Source organism: Bordetella ansorpii (genome assembly GCF_900078705.1).
GTDB classification, from domain to species: Bacteria; Pseudomonadota; Gammaproteobacteria; order Burkholderiales; family Burkholderiaceae_B; genus Bordetella; species Bordetella ansorpii_A.
Genome location: NZ_FKIF01000007.1, coordinates 471,833 through 491,056, shown reverse-complemented (window position 1 = coordinate 491,056; position 19,224 = coordinate 471,833). Strand labels below are relative to the sequence as shown.

The following is a 19,224-nucleotide window of genomic DNA, read 5'->3' as shown; positions in this document are numbered from 1 at the left end:
GTGGAATTCAGGTCTGCTGGTACACCGCGACCACCTGGTCGAACCGGCGTTGCGCCAGATCGGTGTCGCGGATCAGGAAATACACGGTGCCTTCGCTCAGTTCGCCGCCCCAGTCGGACAGGTCGACCTGCCACAGCAGGCGCCATTGCCGCGCCAGCGTCTGGATGCGCTCGGCATGCGACCGCCATTCGTCGCGGCTCAGGTGCTGCTTGCCGAAGCGGGTGACGACCACGGCGTCGTAGCGGGGGTCGCTCTGCTCGGGCAGCGGGCTGCCCAGCAACTGATGGCGTTTCCAGGCGGGTTCGGGGTAGTACTCGCCCAACTGGTCCAGCGCGTCCCTGTAGGGGCCGGAGAAGTCCGCGCCATCCTTCGCGCTCTGGCTCTTCATCAACGGCTCGGCTTCCAGCGCCTCGGGATGCGCAAGCCGCAGGGCGTACTTCAGCGTCATGAAGTGCGCGGGCGCGCCGTAGTTGGTGGACAGGGCCTCGGACGGCTTGTCGCGGTAGCGGACGATCATGTCGCGCAGTTCGCGCTGCTGCTGGCGCATCGCCTGCGCGAGGTCGGGCGGCATGGCGAGCGGTTTCAGGGCGTCTCGCGGGGTCTGGTCCCATAGCACGCGGGCCGGACGCATGCCGGTTTCCCATGGACCGACGGCCAGATCATAGAAGAACAGCAGCCGGCCGTGCTCGGGCAGCGGTCTGGCGACGTCTCCCAGCGCGTGGGCCTCGTCCAGGTCGATCTGTCCCATGAAGGCATACGGCAGATTGGCCTTCAGGTGGGCCCGCATTTCGGCCGCCGCGGCGTCGTTGCCGCGCCTGGCGATCGCCTCGGGATCATCGGCAGGGGCCGGGCGCGGCCATTGGGCATCGGCCGGCAGGTCGGGCGTGCCGCCCAGCCGGGTGGCGCCGGGCTGCGCGGCGGCGTGTGCGGCGGGCTGCAGCATGATGGCGGGCACCAGCGCCTGGGTGACGGCCTGGACCTGCTGCGGCGTGAAGTGTTCCTGCAGGACTTGCGTGGCATCGGCGGGCAGGTCGAACATCGCGCGGTCCTCCTTTGCGTGGCGAATCGGGAGAAAGTGCCGGCCATTATAGGAAGCGCCGCCAGGGGCGCGGTGCGACGCGGGGCGCCGCCAGGGCCCATGCCGCGGGTGTCAGCCCCTGGCGGCGGCCCCCTGGCCCCGCGCCAGATTGCGCTGCTGCTGGTTGCGCAGGACGTGGCGCACCTTGCGGGCCAGCGCTTCGCGCGTGTAGGGCTTGCTGAGCAGTTCGACGCCCGCATCCAGCCGGCCGGCGTGGACGATGGCGTTCTCGGTGTAGCCCGAGGTGAACAGCACCGCCACGTCGGGCAGGTGCTGGCGCGTCTGGCGGGCCAGGTCGGGGCTGCGCAGCGGACCGGGCATGACCACGTCGGTGAACAGCAGGTCGACCGGCGCGCCGCTCTCGACAATGGCCAGGGCGCTGACGGCGTCCTTGGCCTTGAGGATGGCGTAGCCCAGGTCGGACAGCATGGCCACGACGGTCTCGCGCACCTGCTCGTCGTCCTCCACCACCAGGATGGTTTCCGTGCCGCCCACCACCGGGCCCAGCTCGGGTTCGGGCGTGTCGTCCTCGGCCTGCTCGGCGCGCGGCAGGTAGATGCGCACGGTGGTGCCTTCACCGGGCTCGCTGTAGATCTTGATGTGGCCGTTGGATTGCTTGACGAAGCCGTACACCATGCTCAGGCCCAGGCCGGTGCCCTGGCCCTCGGGCTTGGTGGTGAAGAAGGGTTCGAAGACGTGTTCGAGCACTTCGGGCGGCATGCCGGGGCCGGTGTCCGAGATGGCCAGCATCACGTACTCGCCGGGCTCCAGGTCGGCGTGGCGCGCGGCGTAGACGTCGGTGAGGGCGGCGTTGCCGGCCTCGATGGTCAGCTTGCCGTGTCCCTCCATGGCATCGCGCGCATTGATCGCCAGGTTCAGCACGGCGTTCTCGATCTGCGAGGTGTCGGCCAGCGTGTTCCAGAGGCCGGCGGTGGCCACGGTCTCGACCTCGATGCCTTCGCCCAGGGCGCGGCGCAGCATGTCGTCCATGCCGCGCACGAAGCGGCCCAGGTTGACCACGGTGGGGGCCAGCGGCTGGCGCCGGCCGAAGGACAGCAACTGGGAAGCCAGTTTGGAGCCGCGCGACACGCCATTCAGGGCGTTGCGCAGGCGGGTCTGGGCGCGCTCGTTGCCGCTGGCGGAGATTTCCTTCACGAGCAGTTGCAGGTTGCCGCCGATGACCTGCAGCAGGTTGTTGAAGTCGTGCGCCACGCCGCCGGTCAGCTTGCCGATGGCTTCCATCTTCTGCGACTGGCGCAGCGCGAATTCCATCTGCGCGCGCTCGTGGGCCTCATCGCGCAGCCGGGTATTGGCGGCTTCCAGGCTGGCGGTTCGTTCGGCCACCATCGCTTCCAGCGACTGGTTCATCTGAGCCTGGCGCTCGATGACCAGTTGCAGCACCTGCGCGGCATGCTCGCGGTCGGGGCTGACCTGGCCGGTGGCGGGATCGGGCATGGCGGCCAGGTCCTGCAACTGCGCGATGGCTGCCTGCCGGCGCGAGGCCTCGCGCTCGTGCATCTTCTGCCCCGAGATGTCGCGCGCCTCGACGACCAGCAACTGCACCGTGCCCTGGTCATCGCTGACGGGGGTGATAGTGACGTCCACGTCGCGCAGGGCCGGGTTGCCCGCCTTGACGCACAGATGGGTGTCCCAGCGCACGGTTTCGCCTGCCGCGGCCCGCTTGATGGCGTCCCGCCAGCTGTCCCGCACGGATTCCGAGCCTTGCCACCAGCACGTATTCCAGAATGGCTTGCCGGAGATCTCGTCCAGCAGGATGCCGGCTTCCTGCATCGCGGCGGGGTTGATGTCGAGCACATTGCCGTCGGGGTCGAGTACGCCCGCGAACTGGGTCAGGCTGTCCAGGACGATACGAGCCAGCTTGTGGCGGCGCTGTTCGGCGGTGTCGTCCAGGAACAGCGTGGTGCCTCGCACGGTGACAGGGAAGGCGGACATAGGCAATGAAACCTTTTGTGGGGCAAAAAGCGACCGATGGCACGATTACACCGCGGGCGGCGGCCCCAAGTATCAGGGGCAGCATCCGGTTGTGGCAAATCGTCACCTCGGCTGCGTGACGGACCTCGCGACGGGCAGGTGGCAGGCGCGACGACCGCCATCCCGCCCTGGCTCGGCATCATGTCCGTGGGATGCCGGAGGCTTCAGCAACTAGTGTGCCGCAGGGCAACGGAAAGCGTCAGCGGCCGGTGGCGGGGTAATTGGGGCCGGGGTCGCTGAAGCCGCCGTTGCTGTAGGGGTTGGCCGCGCCGGGGTGCGGCGGGCCGGGATGGGAGAAGTCCTGGCCGGCACAGCCGGCCAGCAAGGCGGATAGCGCCAGGGCGCAGAGGGTGGATACGCGAGCAATCATGCCAGTCTCCTGATGTAGCGGCGGAACGTCCCATTGTGGCCCTTTGCGTCCCGCGGTCAAATCGCCGTAATGGTTTCAGTCCGGGGCGCTGGCCTTTTCCAGCGCCGCCATGTCGGCCGGCGACAGCGTCAGCGCGGCGGCGCGGGCGAAGCTCTCGACCTGCTCGCGGCGCGTGGCGCTGGCGATCGGGGCGGTGACGCCTGCACGGGCCATCAGCCAGGCCAGCGCCACTTCCGCCGGCTTGGCGTCCTGGCCCGATGCCACCTGTTGCAGCGCGTCCAGGATCGCCATGCCGCGCGGGTTCAGGTACTTCTTCTCGATGCCTGCGCCGCGCGCGCTTTGCGAGAGGTCTTCCTTGCCCCGGTATTTGCCCGACAGGAAGCCGGAGGCCAGGCTGTAGTAGGTGACCACGCCCAGGCCCTCGCGGATGCACAGGTCGCGCAGCGCGCCGTCGAACGCGGCGCGGTCGTACAGGTTGTACTCGGGCTGCAACACCTGGTAGGCGGGCAGGCCGTGCTGGCGCGCGGTTTCCTGGGCGCCGAACAGCAGTTCGGCGTCGTAGTTGGACGCGCCGATGGCGCGGATCTTGCCGGCGCGCAGCAGTCTGTCGTAGGCCCCCAGGGTGTCTTCGTGCGGGGTGCCGGGGTCGGGCCAGTGCGAGAAATACAGGTCGATGGTGTCGATGCCCAGGCGCGCCAGCGAAGCTTCCACGGCGCGTTCGATCCACCCGGCCTTCAGGCCCTTGTGGCCGGGCTGGCCCATGTCGGAGCCCACCTTGGTGAAGATGACGACGCGGTCGCGCATGCCCGGGCGCGCCTTCAGCCACTTGCCGATGATGGTTTCCGATTCGCCGCCCTGGTTGCCGGGGGCCCAGCGCGAATAGACGTCGGCGGTGTCGATGGCGTTGAACCCGTGGTCGACGAAGGCGTCCAGCACGTCGAAGCTGGCGGCTTCGTCGATGGTCCAGCCGAAGACGTTGCCGCCGAACACCAGCGGGGCGATGTCCAGGCCGGTCTTTCCCAAGGGGCGCTTCTGCATGCGTGTGCTCCTGACGAATGAAGAGGGGGAAGGACGGCCCCGTGCCGTGGGCGAGGGCCGAGGCCCGGGGACCGCTCTCGAGGGCTTGCGCGTTGCGTGTTCCAGGATAACGCGTGGCGCTGAAGCCGCGATGAAAAGGCCGGCCTCAGGGCACCCGGAAGTATTCCAGCGTGCGTCCGGCATTGACGGACAGGCCGCCGGCCTGGCCTTCCTGCACCCCGGAGTCGAGCAGCTCCGGCGCGGTGCCGCCGACGCCGTCCGCGCTGACCACCGTGCCCAGGCCCTGGCCCAGGCCGACCAGCGCGCGCACCAGGCGGGCATTGGACTCGTCGTCCATGTGTTCGACCAGGCGGCGGTCGATCTTGACCTTGTCGAAGCGGAATTCGCGCATGTGGTACAGGTTGGAGTAGCCCGTGCCGAAGTGATCGAGCGCGATTCGAACGCCGGCCTGCTGCAGCGGATCGATCAGGTTCCGGGCGGCCTGCGGATCCTGCACGATCATGCTCTCGGGGATGTCGACCTGCAGCCGCGAAGGCGGCAGGCCGGCATGATGCAGGCGTTGCAGGATGCCGTCCGCCAGTTGCCGGTCTTTCAACTGGCCGGGCAGGATGTTGATGGCCAGCGTGACGTCGCCGGGCCATTGCAACGCCACGTCGCAGGCTTGCTCCAGCAGCCGTTCGGCCAGCAGATGGACCAGGCCCGTTTCCTCGGCGATGGGCAGGAAGCGCTCGGACGTCAGTTCCTCGCCGTCTTCCGCGATCCAGCAAGGCATGGCCTCGAAACCCACGACCCGGCCGCTTTGCAGGTCGTGCGCGGGCATGAAGCGCGGCTGCACGCGGCCATCCAGGATCGCGTCCTTCAGCAGGCGCTCGAGCTGGGCGCGCTCCCGCACCAGCCGGTCCATCTCTTCCTCGAAGAAGCGGAACGCCGAGCGTCGCTCCGCCTTGGCGCGGTACAGCGCCACGTCGGCCTTGCGCACGGCCTCTTCGGCGGTGGCGGCATTGCTGGGCAGCAGGGTGATGCCGATGCCCACCCCGATGCTGTGGGTGCTGCCCCCGGCCGACAGCGGTTCGGCCAGCGCCTGGATCACGCGCAGCGCGATGCCCGAGGCCGACTCCGGCCCGGTCAGGTGCTGGGCCAGGATGACGAACTCGTCGCCACCCAGCCGCGCCACCATTTCGTCCGCGCGCACCGCGCTCAGCAGGCGCTGCGCCACCACGACCAGTACGGCGTCGCCCACGTCATGGCCGCGCACGTCGTTGACCTGCTTGAAACCGTTGAGGTCCAGCATCAGGATGGCGTGCACGGCGCCAGCCGACGGCGGCGAGGCGATCGCCACGCGCAGGGCTTCCTCGAACAGGCGGCGGTTGGGCAGGCCGGTCAGGGGATCCTGGTAGGCGAGTTCGCGCGCCTGGCGCTCGGCTCGGCGGCGCCGCGCGATCTCGCGCTTCTGTTCGTGGTAGCGGCGCAGCGAGAAGACCAGAAGACCCAGCATGAGCACGCCGCTGACCAGCAGGGCTTCATCCAGCTCGACGACCTGCTCGGCCGGGTCGATGCGGCCCTCGGTCAGGAACAGGTCGAATTCGTAGCAGAAGTAGCCCAGGATGACGAGCACCACCATCAGCATGCTCAGGTCGGTCATGCTGACGCGGTGCTTCATGATAAAGCGCCCGAGGCGGACCCAGGTCCCCACGGCTGGCGATGCCGTCTCCGGGGCGGAGCCGCCGGTTTCGGCGGCGGGCGGGTGCGGTCCATTCATCAATGCCTCAGGAACGAGAAAAAAGGTGTTGCGAAGATTCTCCGCCTCTGGCGGGGGCGGTCAAGCCCCCAGGGGACGCCGGGGCGTCCGGCTACAGGCCCATCAGCGCCAGCACGACGAACGTCGCGAACAGGATGAAATGGGTCATGCCCTCGATGGCGTTGGTCTGGCCGTCGTTCAGGTTGATGGCGGCCACGATCAGCGTGACCAGCATCATCACGGTCTGCAGGGGCGACATGGCCATCTGGAACGGCTGCCCTTTGTAGAGGGCCAGTGCTTCCATCAGCGGCACGGTCAGGATGACGGTCGCCAGCGAGGCGCCCATGGCGATGTTGACCACCGACTGCATGCGGTTGGCCAGCGCGGCGCGCAGGGCGGTCAGGATCTCGGGGCTGGCCGAGATGACCGCCACCACCAGCGCGGGCAAGGCGGGTGGGGCGGTGATGCCTCGCAGCGTGGTGCCCAGCGTCCGCGACATCACTTCCGACAGGGCGCCGATGACCAGCAGGCCGGCCGCCAGGACCACCGCCGAGGCGCGCACGGGCAGGGGGGCCTGGGGAGCATCGTCCGCGCCGGCGGCGGGCCGGGCGCGCCGGCGCGGCTTGTCGGGATAGCTGTAGCTGAAGAAATAGCTGTGCGGCCCGGTCTGCATGCGCAGGAACACGGCGTACAGGGTGACCATCGCCACGATGGTGAAGATGGAGTAGACGTGCCAGGCATGCCTGGGGATGAACTCGGGCACGACCATGGAGACCGTGACGGCGGTGAGGATCATCACGCCATAGGTACGGCCGGAATCGTCGTTGTGCGACTGTTCGCCATATTTGATGCCGCCCATCAGCGCGGCCAGGCCCAGGATGCCGTTGATGTCCAGCATGACGGCGGCATAGATCGTGTCGCGCACCAGCGTGGGGGAATTCTGGCTGGACATGACGATGCCCAGCACCACCACTTCGACCAGCACGGCCGACAGCGTCAGCACCATGGTGCCGTAGGGATCCCCCACGCGCTGGGCGATGTGCTCGGCATGCGCCGCCACCCGCAGCGAGGCGCAGATGATGGCGGCGACCAGCAGGACGGTGGCCGACCCGGCCATTGCCGTGCCGCCATGCACCAACCGCTCTTCAAACAGATAGGCAAGGCCCGCGCACAGCGCCGCGATCCATAGCAGGGTCTCTTCCTTGGCCAGTCGAGGCAGCATGACGGGAACACTCCGGTGCGGGGCCGGCGCGCGCTGCCGGCGGGATGGGGCTGGGCGACAGGATGCCACGCAGTGCCGTGGCGTGCAAAAAAGCATGCCCTGCGCGGGCCGCCCGCGCCAGAAGGGCCGGGCACGGCAGTTGCTGGATACGTCTCACCGGCTACGGCGGCCTTTGTGCCCCCGGTGGTATTCCGGCACACCTTTCGGAGGAAATACGATGAAAATGCAGACCCTGGCGATGAGCATCCTGGCGGGCACCACCCTGGCCCTGGCGCAACCCGCTTTCGCGCAAAAGGCGCCCGCCACGCCCGCGCCCGCCGAAAGCCCCGCAGGTACGCAGAAGCTGGACAGCGCGGACCGCGACTTCCTGGAAAACGCCGCGCAGGCCGGCCACCTGGAAATCGAAGGCAGCAAGCTGGCCGAAAGCAAGGCCAAGTCGGCGGACGTGAAGGCTTACGCTGAAAAAATGATCGCCGACCACGGCAAGGTGGGGCAGGAACTGGACGCGCTGGCCAAGAGCAAGGGCTACACGCCCCCCACCGAGCCCTCGCTCATGCAGAAGGCCAAATTGAAGACGCTGGACGTCCGTGACGAAAGTTTCGACAAGGCCTATGCCGATTCGATCGGGGTGTCGGCTCACGAAGACGCCGTCGAGCTGTTCACCAAGGCATCGAAGGAAGCCAAGGATGCGGACGTCAAGGCTTTCGCGGCCAAGACGCTGCCCGCCCTGCAGGAACACCTGAACATGGGCCGTGAACTTCAGAAGAAGGTGAGCGGCAGCGCCAAGTAACCGTGCGGCGCCGCCGACCTCATGCAGGCCGCCCCGTGCCAGGGGCGGCCAGGCGGCGCGGGAGCCGCCCGCCCGTCATGCCGGCAGGCCCGGCGTGTCGTCTTCGTAGTCGGCCTCGGCGCGGGCAGGCATCGGCCGTGCGCCGTCGTCCAGCGTCAAGCCGCGCGTCAGTTCGAGCGCCTGCCGTTCGAACAGGCGGCGGTACAGGCCGTTGGGCAGCCGGATCAGCGACTCGTGGCTGCCCTCCTCGACGACCTCGCCGTGGTCCAGCACCAAGAGCCTGTCCAGCGCGCGCACGGTGGACAGCCGGTGCGCCACGACCAGCGTGGTCCGGCCGACCATCAGCCGCTCCATGGCTTGCTGAATCAGGACTTCGCTTTCGCTGTCCAGGCTGGAGGTCGCTTCGTCCAGGATCAGGATGGGCGCGTCGGCCAGGAAGGCGCGTGCGATCGCCACGCGCTGGCGTTCGCCGCCCGACAACTTGATGCCGCGCTCTCCCACCAGCGTGTCGTAGCCCTTGGGCAGCATCTCGATGAACGCGTGCGCGCTGGCCAGCCGCGCCGCCGCCTCGACTTCGGCGCGCGTGGCGCCGGGCCGGGCATAGGCGATGTTGTCGGCCAGCGTGCGGTGGAACAGCACGGGCTCCTGCTGCACGATGGCGATCTGGCTGCGCAGCGATTCCTGGCGCACGCGGGCGATGTCCTGGCCGTCGATGATGATGGCGCCGCCGTTGATGTCGTACAGGCGCTGGATCAGCTTGATGAACGTCGTCTTGCCCGAGCCCGAATGCCCCACCAGGCCGACGCGTTCGCCTGGCGCGATACGGATCGAGAAATCGTCATACAGCGGCTGCGGATGATTGCCGTAGCGGAACGTGACGTGCTCGAAGCGGATCTCGCCCCGCTGGATGCGGATGGCGGGCGCTCCGGGCGCATCGTCGATGCCCAGCGGCTGCGCGTCCAGCGACACCAGTTCCTCCATGTCGTTGACCGAGCGCTGCAGGTTGCGGATGTGCATGCCGACCTCGCGCAGATAGCCTTCGAGAATGAAGAACATGGTCAGTGCGAAAGTGATGTCGCCGACCGTGGCTTCCTTGCGGACCCACAGCAGCAGCGCCACGCCCAGGATGGCGACCTGCATCGCGGTCAGCATCAGGCCTTGCAGGCCGCCGTTGAGCGTGGCGCGCCGCCACGTGCGGCGCGTGCGGCTGCGCCATTTGCCGATGACGCGGTCCAGCCGCTCTTGCTCGCGCTGTTCGGCGCCGAAGGCCTTGACCACCGGGTTGCAGCTGATGGCGTCGGCCAGCGCGCCGCCCATGCGGGTGTCCCAGGCGTTGGCCAGGCGCGCCGAGGGCGCGACGAAGCCCAGCGACACCGCGCAGGTGACGCCGATGTACAGCACGGAACCGATGCCCACCACCAGGCCCATCACCGGCCAATGCCAGCCCAGCAGCACCGTTGCGCCGACCAGCATGGCGACCGAGGGCAGCAATGCCACCAGCAAGGTGTCGTTGAGCACGTCCAGGGCCCACATGCCGCGCGTGATCTTGCGTACCGTCGAACCGGCGAACGTGTTCGCGTGCCAGTCGGTGGAGAAGCGCTGGACCTTGTGGAACGCGCTGCGCGTGATGTCGCTCATCATGCGCAGCGTCAGGCTGATGATGTTCATGTAGACGAACTGTCGCAGCACGGTACCGGCCAGGCCCAGGGCGGTCAGGGTCCAGAACGCGGCGATGGCGGCATTCCAGGCGACCTGCTGGCCGCCGGCGCCCGAGCTCAGCGCATCGATCAGGCGCCCGACATAGAGCGGCGCCAGTACGTCGCTCAGTGCCGTCAGCAGCATGAGCATGACGATGGCGCCGATGCGCAACGGCTGCACCCGCCAATGGCGGAAGGTAAAGCCAAGGACGTCCTTGAAGACTTGTCCGCGGAAATCGAGTTTTTTGCGAGTCATGACTGCGCCCCGGCCGGCGTGGTGCGCCATTGGGGCTCCCTTGAGCGAAAAACGAACACGGCCGCGTGGGCGGCACAGGCAAACAGGCTGGAATTGCGTTGGGCTGGCGCGGGGGGACCGCGTGAGCCCGGGCAGGTGGGCGGGGAGGGAGGGACCGGGTGGGGTCGGACCTAGCGCCGCGGCACGGGATGTGGGGAGGCGGGTCGTACGATGAGCATGAAACGCCTCCTTTGTAGAGTGAGAAAATCGGTGCGGGGCCTGAAGCGATCAGCACACCTGCCCGGCAAATGGGCTTAGGGATTCTACTAAGTTCTCGGCCCTGCCGGCAACCCCCCGGGGCACCGGTGCGCGCTCAATGGTCGAAGTGCAGGCGGAAAACCGCCTGGCCATTGCGCTGGCCCGCGCTCAGGCGGTCGGCCAGGCGTTGCAGCAGCACGGCGGAAACACCGGGCAGGACGCGGTCCAGCGCGGCCTCGAAGGCGTCGTCGTCCTGGTCCAGCAGGTCGGCCGGGGCGGGGGCATGGCCGGCCAGCTGCAGCGGCGCCCCGCTGTGCAGCAGTTCGATGTCCAGGTTGTATTCGTCGAAGCTGCCGCGGATGCGCGTCACGTGGCGATCCCCGCCCGCGGCGGCGATGGCCTCGGCGGCCTCCAGTGCGGCAGCCGCGGCGCGGCGCACCACGTCGCGCCGCGCGCCCCAGGCCGCGCCCTGGGTCTCGACGAAATCGACCAGGGCACCGGCCAGCCCGCCCGCCGCCGGGCGCGGCACGTGCCGCGCCGTGTCGTCCGGCAGCGCGGCCAGGTCGCGTTCGGCGCGGCGCGAGGTGCCCAGGCGGAACACCAGGTTCAGCATGATGGCGGTCAGTCCCGACACGATGACGCCGCTTTCCACCAGGAAGCGCATCGAGGCCGGGAAGTGTCCGGGCAGGCCGGGCACGAGCATCACGCCCACCCCCGCCACGAAGGACAGGCCCACCATGAAGGTGCCGCGTGCGTCGATGGCGCGCGACGCGATCAGTTCGACGCCCGAGACGACGAGGTAGGCCGCGGCATAGATCTCGACGGCCCCGATCACCGGTGTGGGGATCAGCGTCAGCGCCAGCATGGATTTCGGCACCAGCGCGGCCAGGGCCAGCAGGGCGCCGGCGGCCAGGCCGACGTAACGCGAGGTGGAGCGGCTGATATGGGCCAGGGCGATGTTGGCCGACGAGGTGACGCTGGGATAGCCGCCGAAGAAGCCGGCGGCGATGTTGGCCAGCGAGCCCGCGCGCATGCCGCGGCCCACCATGCGCATGTCGGCGCGCCGCCAGTCCGCGTCGTCCATCTTGTCCAGCAGCACGGCGGTGCCCAGCGTGTCCAACTGCACCATCACCGACAGCAGCGCCACGGCGACCAGCAGGCCAGGGTCCACGCCGAGCACGGGCGTCACCAGCGAGGGCAGCGCGAACAGGGGGGCCGCGGCCAGTTCCTCGCCGCCGTGCAACTGTCCCAGCGCGCCCGACAGCGCCACGCCGCCCAGCACGCCTGCCAGCAGCGCGAACAGCTTCATGCGGCGCGTGCCCCAGACCGACAGCACCACGATGGCGGCCAGGGTGACGCCGCCCACCAGCAGGCTGCCGCCGTCCAGCTCGTTGTCCGTGAGGCCCGCGGTGTGCTGCAAGGCAGGCGCGATCAGCGACAGTCCGGTCACGCAGACCACCACGCCCGCCACGGTGGGCGGGAACAGGGCGCGCAGCCGGGGAATGACCTGTCCGATGAACAGGCCCACCAGCCCGTTGACGATGCCGGCCAGCACCAGGCCGCCGGGCCCGTACTGCACCAGCAGCGTGCCCGCGATCATCACGATGATGGCGTCGGGCATGTGCACGATCAGCGCGCCCGCGCCCGTGCGGCTGCCCCAGGCCTGCAGGAAGGTGGCCAGCCCCATGCCCAGCACGGTGGCCGTGACCAGGCTGCTGGTGTCCTGCACGGACAGGCCGGCGATGCGGGCGCTGGCCAGCACATAGGCGATCAGGCCCAGCGCGGTGGCCGCGTGCTGCAGCGCGAGGCCCAGCAGGGCGCCCGCGCCGGGACGTTCGTCGGCCGCATAGACGAGGTCGGGCGGGCGGCGCCGCAAAGGAGACGACGGAGGCAGGCGCAGGCGTGACAGCAGCGGCATGATGGGCGGGAAGGGGTGGAATCGGGCCGTATTATCAGCCCATTGCCCCGTGCTTGACGAGGGTGCTTTTCGTGTCAACGGGCCCTAGGCCGGCGCCGCCGTCGCCCCGCCAGGTTCATGCGGCCTCGCCGGGGCGCCCCGCGGACGATGTGTTCACCAGCGCGAGCGCTTCGTCCCGCAGGCGCTTGCGGTCCAGCTTGTTGGTGGAGGCCAGCGGCAGCGCGTCCACGATCCACACGCGGCGCGGATGCTGGTAGGCGGCGGCATTGGCCAGCGTGTACTGGCGGATCTCGTCCTCGGTCAGGCGCGCGCCTGCGCGCGGCACCACGAAGGCCACCGGCTTGGCGCCCTTGATGTCGTCGGGCACCGGCACCACGCAGGCCTGCTGCACGCCGGGGTGGGTCTCGATGATCTTCTCGACCTCGCCCGGATAGATGTTCTCGCCGCCGCTGACAAACATGTCGTCGCGCCGGCCCACGAAATAATGGAAGCCGTCGTCGTCGCGGCGGAACACGTCGCCGGTGACGTAGTGGCCGTCGCCGGTGAAGGGCGGCTTCAGGTCGGGCCGCTGGTGATAGCCCAGCATCAGGCCGGGACTCTTCATTTCCAGCATGCCCTGGCCGGGACCGTCTTCCATGCCGCGCGACAGCCGCACGGATACCTGGGGATGGGGATAGCCGACCGACATGGGCGGCGTGGGCAGGCCCTCGGGATGCGGACCGAACACCACGGGTCCGCCCTCGGTGGTGCCGTAGGCGTTGATGACGCGGGCATTGGGCAGCATGGCGTGGATCTGCGCCAGCAGGCTGGCGCTGACGGGCGCCGATCCCATGCGGATGACCTTGACGCAGGACAGGTCGGTCCGCGCCAGCAGGTCGCTTTCGCGCAGCATCATGGCGATCATGGGCGGCACGGCGGTCAGCCAGGTGCAGCGATAGCGCCCGATGCAGCGGATATACGCCTGGGCCGTGAATTGCGGCAAGAGCACGGTCGTGGCATGGCTGGCGACGGACAGGAAAGCCAGCGCCAGCGCGTTCATGTGATACAGGGGCGCGGCGATCAGCGCACGCTCGCGGGCCAGCGGCGTGGCGGCGCGGCGCGCGTCCACGGTCCACAGGTGGCTTTCATGGGACAGCAGCACGCCCTTGGGCTTGCCGGTGGAGCCAGAGGTGTACAGCATCAGCGCCACTTCCCGTGGCGCCGGCGCATGGATGGGCTGGCGGCCGGGCCGCAGGAACCGCGGGAAGCCGCCGCCGTCCAGCGGCACGGCATCCAGCCCTGTCGGCACGCTGGCCTGCCGCGCCTGGTCGTGCAGCACCAGGCGCGCGCCGCTGTCGGCCAGCACATAGGCGATGGTCGCCGCCGGAAACTTGAAGTTGACCGGCACCGCGACCAGTCCGGCGCGCATGATGCCCAGCACGGCGGCGACGTAGCGCACCGAGTTGGCGGCCAAGAGCGCGATGCGCGCGCCCGGAGGATGCCCGCCTTCCCGCAGGGCCTGCGCCACGCCTTCGGCCAGCTCGTCCAGCTCGGCGTAGGTGCAGGGGGTTTCGTTCAGGTCGGCGTCCACACCGATCAGCGCGACCTGTTGGAGGTCGGCCGAGCGGTCGATCAGGTCGCCCAGGTTCCGCGCGCGCGTCATGATGCTGCCTCGTGCTGGGTTTCGGGGTGATTCAAGCCTTGGGCATGGCGGTGGAATAGGCGCCCCGGCCGCTGGCCAGCAGCTTGCCGTCGGCGTCGTACACATGAGCCTCGGCCACTGAAATCTGCGAGCCGAACTTCACCACCTTGCCGCGGGCCGTCAGGTCACCCGGCATCGCCGCGCGGTGATAATCCACGCGCAGATCGATGGTGGGCACGCCGCGCCCCGTATACGACACCAGCGCCCAATCCGCCGTCAGATCCACCAGCGCCGCCAGGATGCCGCCGTGCGTATACCGCTTGTCCGGATTCACCACCCACTCTTCGCGCCACTTCGCGCGCAACTCGATCTCGCCTTCGGACACGGACACCACCTCGATGCCCAGCCACTGGTGATAGGGCCCACGCGTCAGCCGCGCCTGGATGTCTTCTGTGGAAAGAACAGTGTTTTCGCTCATGGAATTCTCTTCATAAATTACTGGTTCACGCATGCCGCCAAGCGGCAAGCACGACGCATGCGCCCGGTGCTGCTAGATCGCGAGACACGGAGTACCGGCTTTGCCGGTGCTCCGGCGTCGCCCCCTGGGGGGAAGCGCGCAGCGCTTCGGGGGGGGTCACGGATTCACGATGACCTTGCCAAGGACTTCGCGGTCGCGGATCAGGGCCAGGCCGGCCGCCGCGCCTTCCAGCGGCACGGCGCGGTCGATCAGCGGCTTGACGGTGCCTTCGGCGATCATGTCCAGCAGGGCCTTCAGGTTGTCGTCATAGAAGCTGTTCGAGCCGCGGATGTTCAGCTCGAAGCTCCAGACGTAGCGCAGGTCTTCCTTGGGATCGTGGCCGGCCGTGGCGCCGCACACCAGCAGCGTGCCGCCGCGCTTCAAGCACTTCAGCGACGGCACCCAGGTGTCGCCACCCGTGAAGTTGATGACGACGTCCACGCCGCCTTCGTAGTTGCGGCGCTGGGGCTTGCCGTACTGGCCGATGGCCCACTTCGAGAAATCGGTCTCGCGGTAGTTGATGACGTGGTCGGCGCCCAGTTCCTTCAGGGCCTGCGCCTTGGCGTCGCTGCCGGCGCAGGCGATGACTTCGGCGCCCAGCCGCTTGGCCAGGATGACGCACGCGGTGCCCACGCCGCCGCTGGCGCCCAGGATCAGCACGCGGTCGCCCTGCTTGACGGTGTCGTGCGTGATCAGCATGCGGTGCGCGGTGCCGTAGGCCACGGGCAGGGCGGCCGCGTCGTCGAAGCCCACCTTCTCGGGCAGCGCGATCAACTGGCCGGCCGACACCAGGCAGTACTCGGCCATGCCGCCGTCCAGCATCTCGCCCATCAGGCCACGGGCCTTGTTCAGCGGGTTCACCAGCACGCGGTCGCCGGCCTTCCAGCCATCGACGCCGGCGCCCACCTCGACGATCTCGCCGGCCATGTCCAGGCCGATGACCACGGGCAGCGGCACCTTGATGCCCGGCATGCCCTGCACGGTGAACACGTCGTGATAGTTGAATGAAGAGGCGCGCACGCGGATCAGCACGTGGCCCTCGGTGACGGCGGGCACGGGCCTGTCGCCGACGACGCGCAGTTGGTCCAGGTCGCCGTGCTGGTCGAGCACCAGCGCTTTCATCGTCTTGCTCATGGGAAGTCCTTGTCTGTGAGGGCGTTACTTGATGGATCTGGATTGCTGCCAGGGGCCGGCGACGAACAGGTCGTTCTTCAGTTCGCCCTTGATCAGGCCGCTTTCGGCGAACACCTGGTGCTGGCGCTTGAGCGTGTCGATGTCGGCCTGCTCGAATGAAATGCGGTACATGTCGTTCCACCGGCCGGCGTACACCTTGGCGTCGTTCTCGGGCAGGTTGGCCGACTTGCGCAGGATGTCGACCACTTCCTTGTCGTGGCCCCGCGCCCAGGCCAGCGCGTTGCGCATGCCGGCGAGGGTGCGGGCCACCACGTCGGGATGGGCCTGCACGAAGTCGCTGCGCACCGCGCCGATGCCGATGTAGGGCACCGAATCGGACTGGGTCAGGCGGCGCCATTCGTCGGCGAAACTGCCCAGCTTGGTGACCTTCAGGTCGGTCAACTGGGCCACGGTGACCGAACGCAGGGCGGCGGCGTCCACCTGCTTCTGCGCCAGGAACTGCGCCAGGCGCGATTCGTTGCCGCCCACCAGCGAGAAGTCGCCGGCCTTGATGCCGTGGTTGCCCGCGAGCACGGCGCCCGCGATCACGGCCACCGAGCTGCCGGCGGGCGACATGGCGACTTTCTTGCCGCGCAATTCGTCCAGCGACTTGATGGGCGAGCCTTCGGGCACGACGAACTGCACGTCGGCGGGTTGCGTGGCCGCGAAGATCTTGATGGGCACGCCTTCTGCCGCGCTGCTGAATACGCCGGCGGCCGGGGCGCCGTAGGCCAGGTCGATGGAGTTGGACGCCAGCGCGCGCAGCGGCGCGTTCACGTCGGGAAAGCGCACGAACTCGACGTCCAGGTTCTGCTGCTTGAGGAACCCGGTGGCCTCCAGCACGGCGCCGTAGCCCAGGCTGACGCCGCTGCTCCAGTAGCCGATGCGGACTTTGTCGGCGGCATGGGCGGCGCCCGAGACGAGGGCGGCGGCGACCAGTGCCACCGGCAGGATCTTCTTCAGTTTCATGATGTGCACTCCCAGTGCTTTCAAAGAGGTTTCCAGCGGAAGAGGCGGCGTTCCAGGGGTTTCAGGACCCCGCTTTCGATCAACAGCATCAGCACCACCAGCAGCAGCGTCCAGGCGAACACCTGGTCGGTCTGCACCAGGTCGGCCGCCTGCCGAAGGCGGTAGCCGATGCCATCGGACGAGCCCAGCGTCTCGGCCACCAGCGACACGCGCCAGCCGAAACCGAACGCCAGGCGGGCGCCCGAGAAGAAGTAGGGCAGGATGCTGGGCAGGTAGATCTTGCGCAGCACCTGCGAACGCGACATGCGGAAACTGCGGGCCAGCTCGACGTGCTGGCGGTCGACGTTCTGCGAGCCCTGCCACACGTTGGTCAGGATCAGCGGCATGGCGGTCATGAACACCACGAAGACCGTGGTGGCGTTGGAGATGCCGAACCAGATGATGGCGAACACGGCCCAGATGGCGGAGGACACCGTGTTCATCACCGCCAGCAGCGGCTCGAAGAAGCGCGCCAGCGCGCGGCTGGAACCCAGCGCCAGGCCCAGCGGCGTGCCGGCCAGCGCGGCCAGCACGAACCCGGTGACCACGCGCGACATGGTCACGCCGATGTCGTGAAGGAAGCTGTCGGTGCGCGTCAGGTTCCAGAGCGCCTGCAGCACGCGCTCGGGTCCGGGCAGCACGAAGGCGGGCATGCGTTGCGCGGCCAGCAACCAGATCAGCAGAAAGATGGAGGCCAGGGCGGCGCGCTGGACGACCAGCAGTCCGATGCGGGCGACCGGATGGTGCATCATCGTGGCGGCCGTCATGGCTGCACCTTCAGTCGAAGCAGCCGCGTCTGTTCGGCGACGTCGCGGTCGGTGGGCGCGCGGGGCCGGGGCAGCGGCACGGGTACGATCTCGCGCACCCGGCCCGGGCGGGGCGCCAGCAGCACGATGCGGTCGGCCAGCACCACGGCCTCTTCCACGTCGTGCGTGACGAACAGCACCGTGACTCCCTTGATGGCCTGGATGCGCAGCAGTTCTTCATGCATCTGCGTGCGCGTGTGCGGATCCAGCTTGGAGAAGGGCTCGTCCATCAGCAGGATTTCGGGTTCGATGACCAGGCTGCGCGCCAGCGCCACGCGGCTGCGCATGCCGCCGGACAACTGGTGCGGCCAGTGTTTCTCGAAGCCGGCCAGGCCGACCATCGCCAGGGCGGCATCCGCCCGGCGGTGACGTTCGGTCGTCAGGACGCCCTGGGCCTCCAGGCCGAAGGCCACGTTGTCGCGCACGCTGCGCCAAGGCAGCAGGCGGTCCTCCTGGAATAGATAGGCCATGCGCTGCCAGTCGCGGAAACGCTCGGCGGATTGGCCGTCGATCTCCAGTGTGCCTTCGTCACGCGGCAGCACGCCGGAAATGATGTTCAGCAGCGTGCTCTTGCCGCAGCCGGAGGCGCCGAGCAGCGCGACGACCTCGCCACGGCCGACGTCGAACGAGATGTTGCGCAAGGCCTCGAGGCCATCGAAATGCTTGGAGACGCCTTCGACGCGCAGCATGGCCGGCGTCGGGGCGGCGAAGGGCGCGGGCGTGGCCTGCGCGGGGGCGGCTAGTGCATTCATCGCCAGCTTCCTGGTCCGTTGACGGGGATCGCCGCGCCGGTCTGCGCCAGGCTGGCGTACAGTTTTTCCAGGGTCATGGCCTGGAATGTCTCGATATGGCGGCGCGCGATGGTTTCCGCGCGCCTGCCATCCCCCTCGGCCAACGCCTCGATCAGCGCGTTGTGGTCATGCTTGATCTCGGGCTTGGTCTTCTGCACGCCAAAGCCCAGCGCCACCAGGCGCGACATCTCGTCCATCAGCTGGCCCAGCGTGCGGTGCAGCCGCGCGTTGCCGCTGGCCTCGGCCACCGCCAGGTGAAAAGCCTTGTTGGCATCCATGAACACGCCGATCTGGTCGGTGAGCTGCAGCACGGGGTGCTGCACGCGGCAGGCGGCTTCCAGGTCGCGCAGCAGGGCGATGTCGGCGCGGCCCGCGGCCAGCCGCGCCGCCAGGGGTTCCAGCTGCACGCGCAGCATGAAGACTTCTTCGACGTCGCGCAGCAGGATGGGCGCGACCTGATAACCCTTGCGCGGCCGCGACCGCACGAAGCCTTCCTGTGCCAGGCGCGTCAGCGCGATGCGGCAACTGGTCTTGCGGATGCCGTAGCGCGCCATCAGTTCCGGCTCGGTGACGAAGGCCCCGGGCGGCAACCGGCACGACAGCACGTCGCGGCGGATGCGCGCATAGGCATCGTCGCCAGCGCTCAGGGCCGCCGCCGGATCATCGGACTCGGCATGCGCATCGAGGGTGGAAAGTTGAATGTCTGACATCGCCGTGGGGCTTTCTCATCGCTGCATTGAGCAGCTCACAGAAGTGATGAAGTGCGCTTACGCCTCGACGATTCTAGGGATGCGATGCGCATCCGCGAACGAAGAAAAAAAGCTTTGAATATGCGTGATCAAGCGGTTTTCACGCAGTCGGTGAGCGGCTCAGTTGGGCTGCCCAAGGCGGGGTGCGCACGGCTGTTGTGCATGCCCGGCAACGGTGCGCAACCTCGCAACGCCCGCGTTCGAGCGGCTTGCCGAGCACATG

At 68.6% G+C, this 19,224-nt stretch carries 16 protein-coding genes and 2 pseudogenes; 2 read left to right on the top strand and 16 right to left on the bottom strand.

Features of this window, described 5'->3' with window-relative positions:
- Positions 1 to 7: 7 nt before the first annotated feature.
- From A6745_RS17965 to A6745_RS17945, 7 genes and pseudogenes are all read right to left on the bottom strand, one after another.
- Entirely contained in the window at positions 8 to 1,039 is a 1,032-nt protein-coding gene (locus A6745_RS17965; protein WP_066130092.1) for a DUF1963 domain-containing protein, read from the bottom strand.
- Positions 1,040 to 1,189: 150 nt separating this feature from the next.
- Positions 1,190 to 2,347: pseudogene (locus tag A6745_RS29715) on the bottom strand (ATP-binding protein); the annotation flags it as partial.
- A 246-nt stretch (positions 2,348 to 2,593) separates the two neighbouring features.
- Positions 2,594 to 3,031, bottom strand: a pseudogene (locus A6745_RS29710) (PAS domain-containing protein); the annotation flags it as partial.
- 238 nt (positions 3,032 to 3,269) lie between these two features.
- A complete protein-coding gene (locus A6745_RS29080; RefSeq protein ID WP_197488183.1) occupies positions 3,270 to 3,440 on the bottom strand; it encodes a hypothetical protein in 171 nt (56 codons plus the stop codon).
- Between the two features lie 75 nt (positions 3,441 to 3,515).
- Positions 3,516 to 4,478: an aldo/keto reductase gene (locus A6745_RS17955; RefSeq protein WP_066130090.1), complete on the bottom strand. Its 963-nt coding sequence runs from the start codon at positions 4,476 to 4,478 to the stop codon at positions 3,516 to 3,518.
- A 145-nt stretch (positions 4,479 to 4,623) separates the two neighbouring features.
- Positions 4,624 to 6,138, bottom strand: coding sequence for a putative bifunctional diguanylate cyclase/phosphodiesterase (locus A6745_RS17950; RefSeq protein WP_066130088.1), 1,515 nt, complete (start codon positions 6,136 to 6,138; stop codon positions 4,624 to 4,626).
- 190 nt (positions 6,139 to 6,328) lie between these two features.
- Complete coding sequence (locus A6745_RS17945) at positions 6,329 to 7,438, bottom strand: calcium:proton antiporter (protein WP_066130086.1); 1,110 nt, start codon at positions 7,436 to 7,438, stop codon at positions 6,329 to 6,331.
- Between the two features lie 217 nt (positions 7,439 to 7,655).
- Here A6745_RS17945 and A6745_RS17940 point away from each other — a divergent pair, with 217 nt between their 5' ends.
- Positions 7,656 to 8,228 (top strand): DUF4142 domain-containing protein, encoded by a 573-nt coding sequence (locus tag A6745_RS17940; RefSeq protein ID WP_066130084.1) that lies wholly within the window; start codon positions 7,656 to 7,658, stop codon positions 8,226 to 8,228.
- 75 nt (positions 8,229 to 8,303) lie between these two features.
- Here A6745_RS17940 and A6745_RS17935 read toward each other — a convergent pair whose 3' ends face one another.
- The 9 genes from A6745_RS17935 to A6745_RS17895 form a co-directional block, all read right to left on the bottom strand.
- A complete protein-coding gene (locus tag A6745_RS17935) occupies positions 8,304 to 10,181 on the bottom strand; it encodes an ABC transporter ATP-binding protein (RefSeq protein ID WP_066131355.1) in 1,878 nt (625 codons plus the stop codon).
- A 352-nt stretch (positions 10,182 to 10,533) separates the two neighbouring features.
- The gene (locus tag A6745_RS17930; protein WP_066130083.1) at positions 10,534 to 12,336 is read right to left on the bottom strand and encodes a uracil-xanthine permease family protein; all 1,803 of its coding nucleotides are present in this window, start codon (positions 12,334 to 12,336) and stop codon (positions 10,534 to 10,536) included.
- Positions 12,337 to 12,451: 115 nt separating this feature from the next.
- Positions 12,452 to 13,978, bottom strand: coding sequence for a class I adenylate-forming enzyme family protein (locus tag A6745_RS17925; RefSeq protein ID WP_066130081.1), 1,527 nt, complete (start codon positions 13,976 to 13,978; stop codon positions 12,452 to 12,454).
- A gap of 31 nt (positions 13,979 to 14,009) precedes the next feature.
- Positions 14,010 to 14,435, bottom strand: a complete 426-nt coding sequence (locus tag A6745_RS17920) for a PaaI family thioesterase (RefSeq protein ID WP_066130079.1) — start codon at positions 14,433 to 14,435, stop codon at positions 14,010 to 14,012.
- A 156-nt stretch (positions 14,436 to 14,591) separates the two neighbouring features.
- Positions 14,592 to 15,596, bottom strand: a complete 1,005-nt coding sequence (locus A6745_RS17915; RefSeq protein ID WP_197488203.1) for an SDR family NAD(P)-dependent oxidoreductase — start codon at positions 15,594 to 15,596, stop codon at positions 14,592 to 14,594.
- Between the two features lie 36 nt (positions 15,597 to 15,632).
- On the bottom strand, positions 15,633 to 16,616 hold the full coding sequence (locus A6745_RS17910; protein WP_066131354.1) for an ABC transporter substrate-binding protein: 984 nt from the start codon (positions 16,614 to 16,616) through the stop codon (positions 15,633 to 15,635).
- Positions 16,617 to 16,636: 20 nt separating this feature from the next.
- Positions 16,637 to 17,422, bottom strand: a complete 786-nt coding sequence (locus tag A6745_RS17905) for an ABC transporter permease (RefSeq protein ID WP_066130076.1) — start codon at positions 17,420 to 17,422, stop codon at positions 16,637 to 16,639.
- Positions 17,419 to 18,213 (bottom strand): ABC transporter ATP-binding protein, encoded by a 795-nt coding sequence (locus A6745_RS17900; protein ID WP_066130074.1) that lies wholly within the window; start codon positions 18,211 to 18,213, stop codon positions 17,419 to 17,421. Before A6745_RS17900 ends, A6745_RS17905 begins: the two co-directional genes overlap by 4 nt.
- Positions 18,210 to 18,962 (bottom strand): GntR family transcriptional regulator, encoded by a 753-nt coding sequence (locus tag A6745_RS17895; RefSeq protein WP_066130072.1) that lies wholly within the window; start codon positions 18,960 to 18,962, stop codon positions 18,210 to 18,212. Before A6745_RS17895 ends, A6745_RS17900 begins: the two co-directional genes overlap by 4 nt.
- Here A6745_RS17895 and A6745_RS29575 point away from each other — a divergent pair.
- Positions 18,952 to 19,080: a hypothetical protein gene (locus A6745_RS29575; RefSeq protein ID WP_269148908.1), complete on the top strand. Its 129-nt coding sequence runs from the start codon at positions 18,952 to 18,954 to the stop codon at positions 19,078 to 19,080. The genes A6745_RS17895 and A6745_RS29575 overlap by 11 nt on opposite strands.
- The last annotated feature ends 144 nt before the right edge of the window (positions 19,081 to 19,224 follow it).

Coding starts and splice junctions, on each gene's coding strand:
- A6745_RS17965 (WP_066130092.1), bottom strand. CDS start 1,039: ATGTTCGACCTGCCCGCCGATGCCACGCAAGTCCTGCAGGAACACTTC.
- A6745_RS29080 (WP_197488183.1), bottom strand. CDS start 3,440: ATGATTGCTCGCGTATCCACCCTCTGCGCCCTGGCGCTATCCGCCTTG.
- A6745_RS17955 (WP_066130090.1), bottom strand. CDS start 4,478: ATGCAGAAGCGCCCCTTGGGAAAGACCGGCCTGGACATCGCCCCGCTG.
- A6745_RS17950 (WP_066130088.1), bottom strand. CDS start 6,138: ATGAAGCACCGCGTCAGCATGACCGACCTGAGCATGCTGATGGTGGTG.
- A6745_RS17945 (WP_066130086.1), bottom strand. CDS start 7,438: ATGCTGCCTCGACTGGCCAAGGAAGAGACCCTGCTATGGATCGCGGCG.
- A6745_RS17940 (WP_066130084.1), top strand. CDS start 7,656: ATGAAAATGCAGACCCTGGCGATGAGCATCCTGGCGGGCACCACCCTG.
- A6745_RS17935 (WP_066131355.1), bottom strand. CDS start 10,181: ATGACTCGCAAAAAACTCGATTTCCGCGGACAAGTCTTCAAGGACGTC.
- A6745_RS17930 (WP_066130083.1), bottom strand. CDS start 12,336: ATGCCGCTGCTGTCACGCCTGCGCCTGCCTCCGTCGTCTCCTTTGCGG.
- A6745_RS17925 (WP_066130081.1), bottom strand. CDS start 13,978: ATGACGCGCGCGCGGAACCTGGGCGACCTGATCGACCGCTCGGCCGAC.
- A6745_RS17920 (WP_066130079.1), bottom strand. CDS start 14,435: ATGAGCGAAAACACTGTTCTTTCCACAGAAGACATCCAGGCGCGGCTG.
- A6745_RS17915 (WP_197488203.1), bottom strand. CDS start 15,596: ATGAAAGCGCTGGTGCTCGACCAGCACGGCGACCTGGACCAACTGCGC.
- A6745_RS17910 (WP_066131354.1), bottom strand. CDS start 16,616: ATGAAACTGAAGAAGATCCTGCCGGTGGCACTGGTCGCCGCCGCCCTC.
- A6745_RS17905 (WP_066130076.1), bottom strand. CDS start 17,422: ATGACGGCCGCCACGATGATGCACCATCCGGTCGCCCGCATCGGACTG.
- A6745_RS17900 (WP_066130074.1), bottom strand. CDS start 18,213: ATGAATGCACTAGCCGCCCCCGCGCAGGCCACGCCCGCGCCCTTCGCC.
- A6745_RS29575 (WP_269148908.1), top strand. CDS start 18,952: ATGTCTGACATCGCCGTGGGGCTTTCTCATCGCTGCATTGAGCAGCTC.
- A6745_RS17895 (WP_066130072.1), bottom strand. CDS start 18,962: ATGTCAGACATTCAACTTTCCACCCTCGATGCGCATGCCGAGTCCGAT.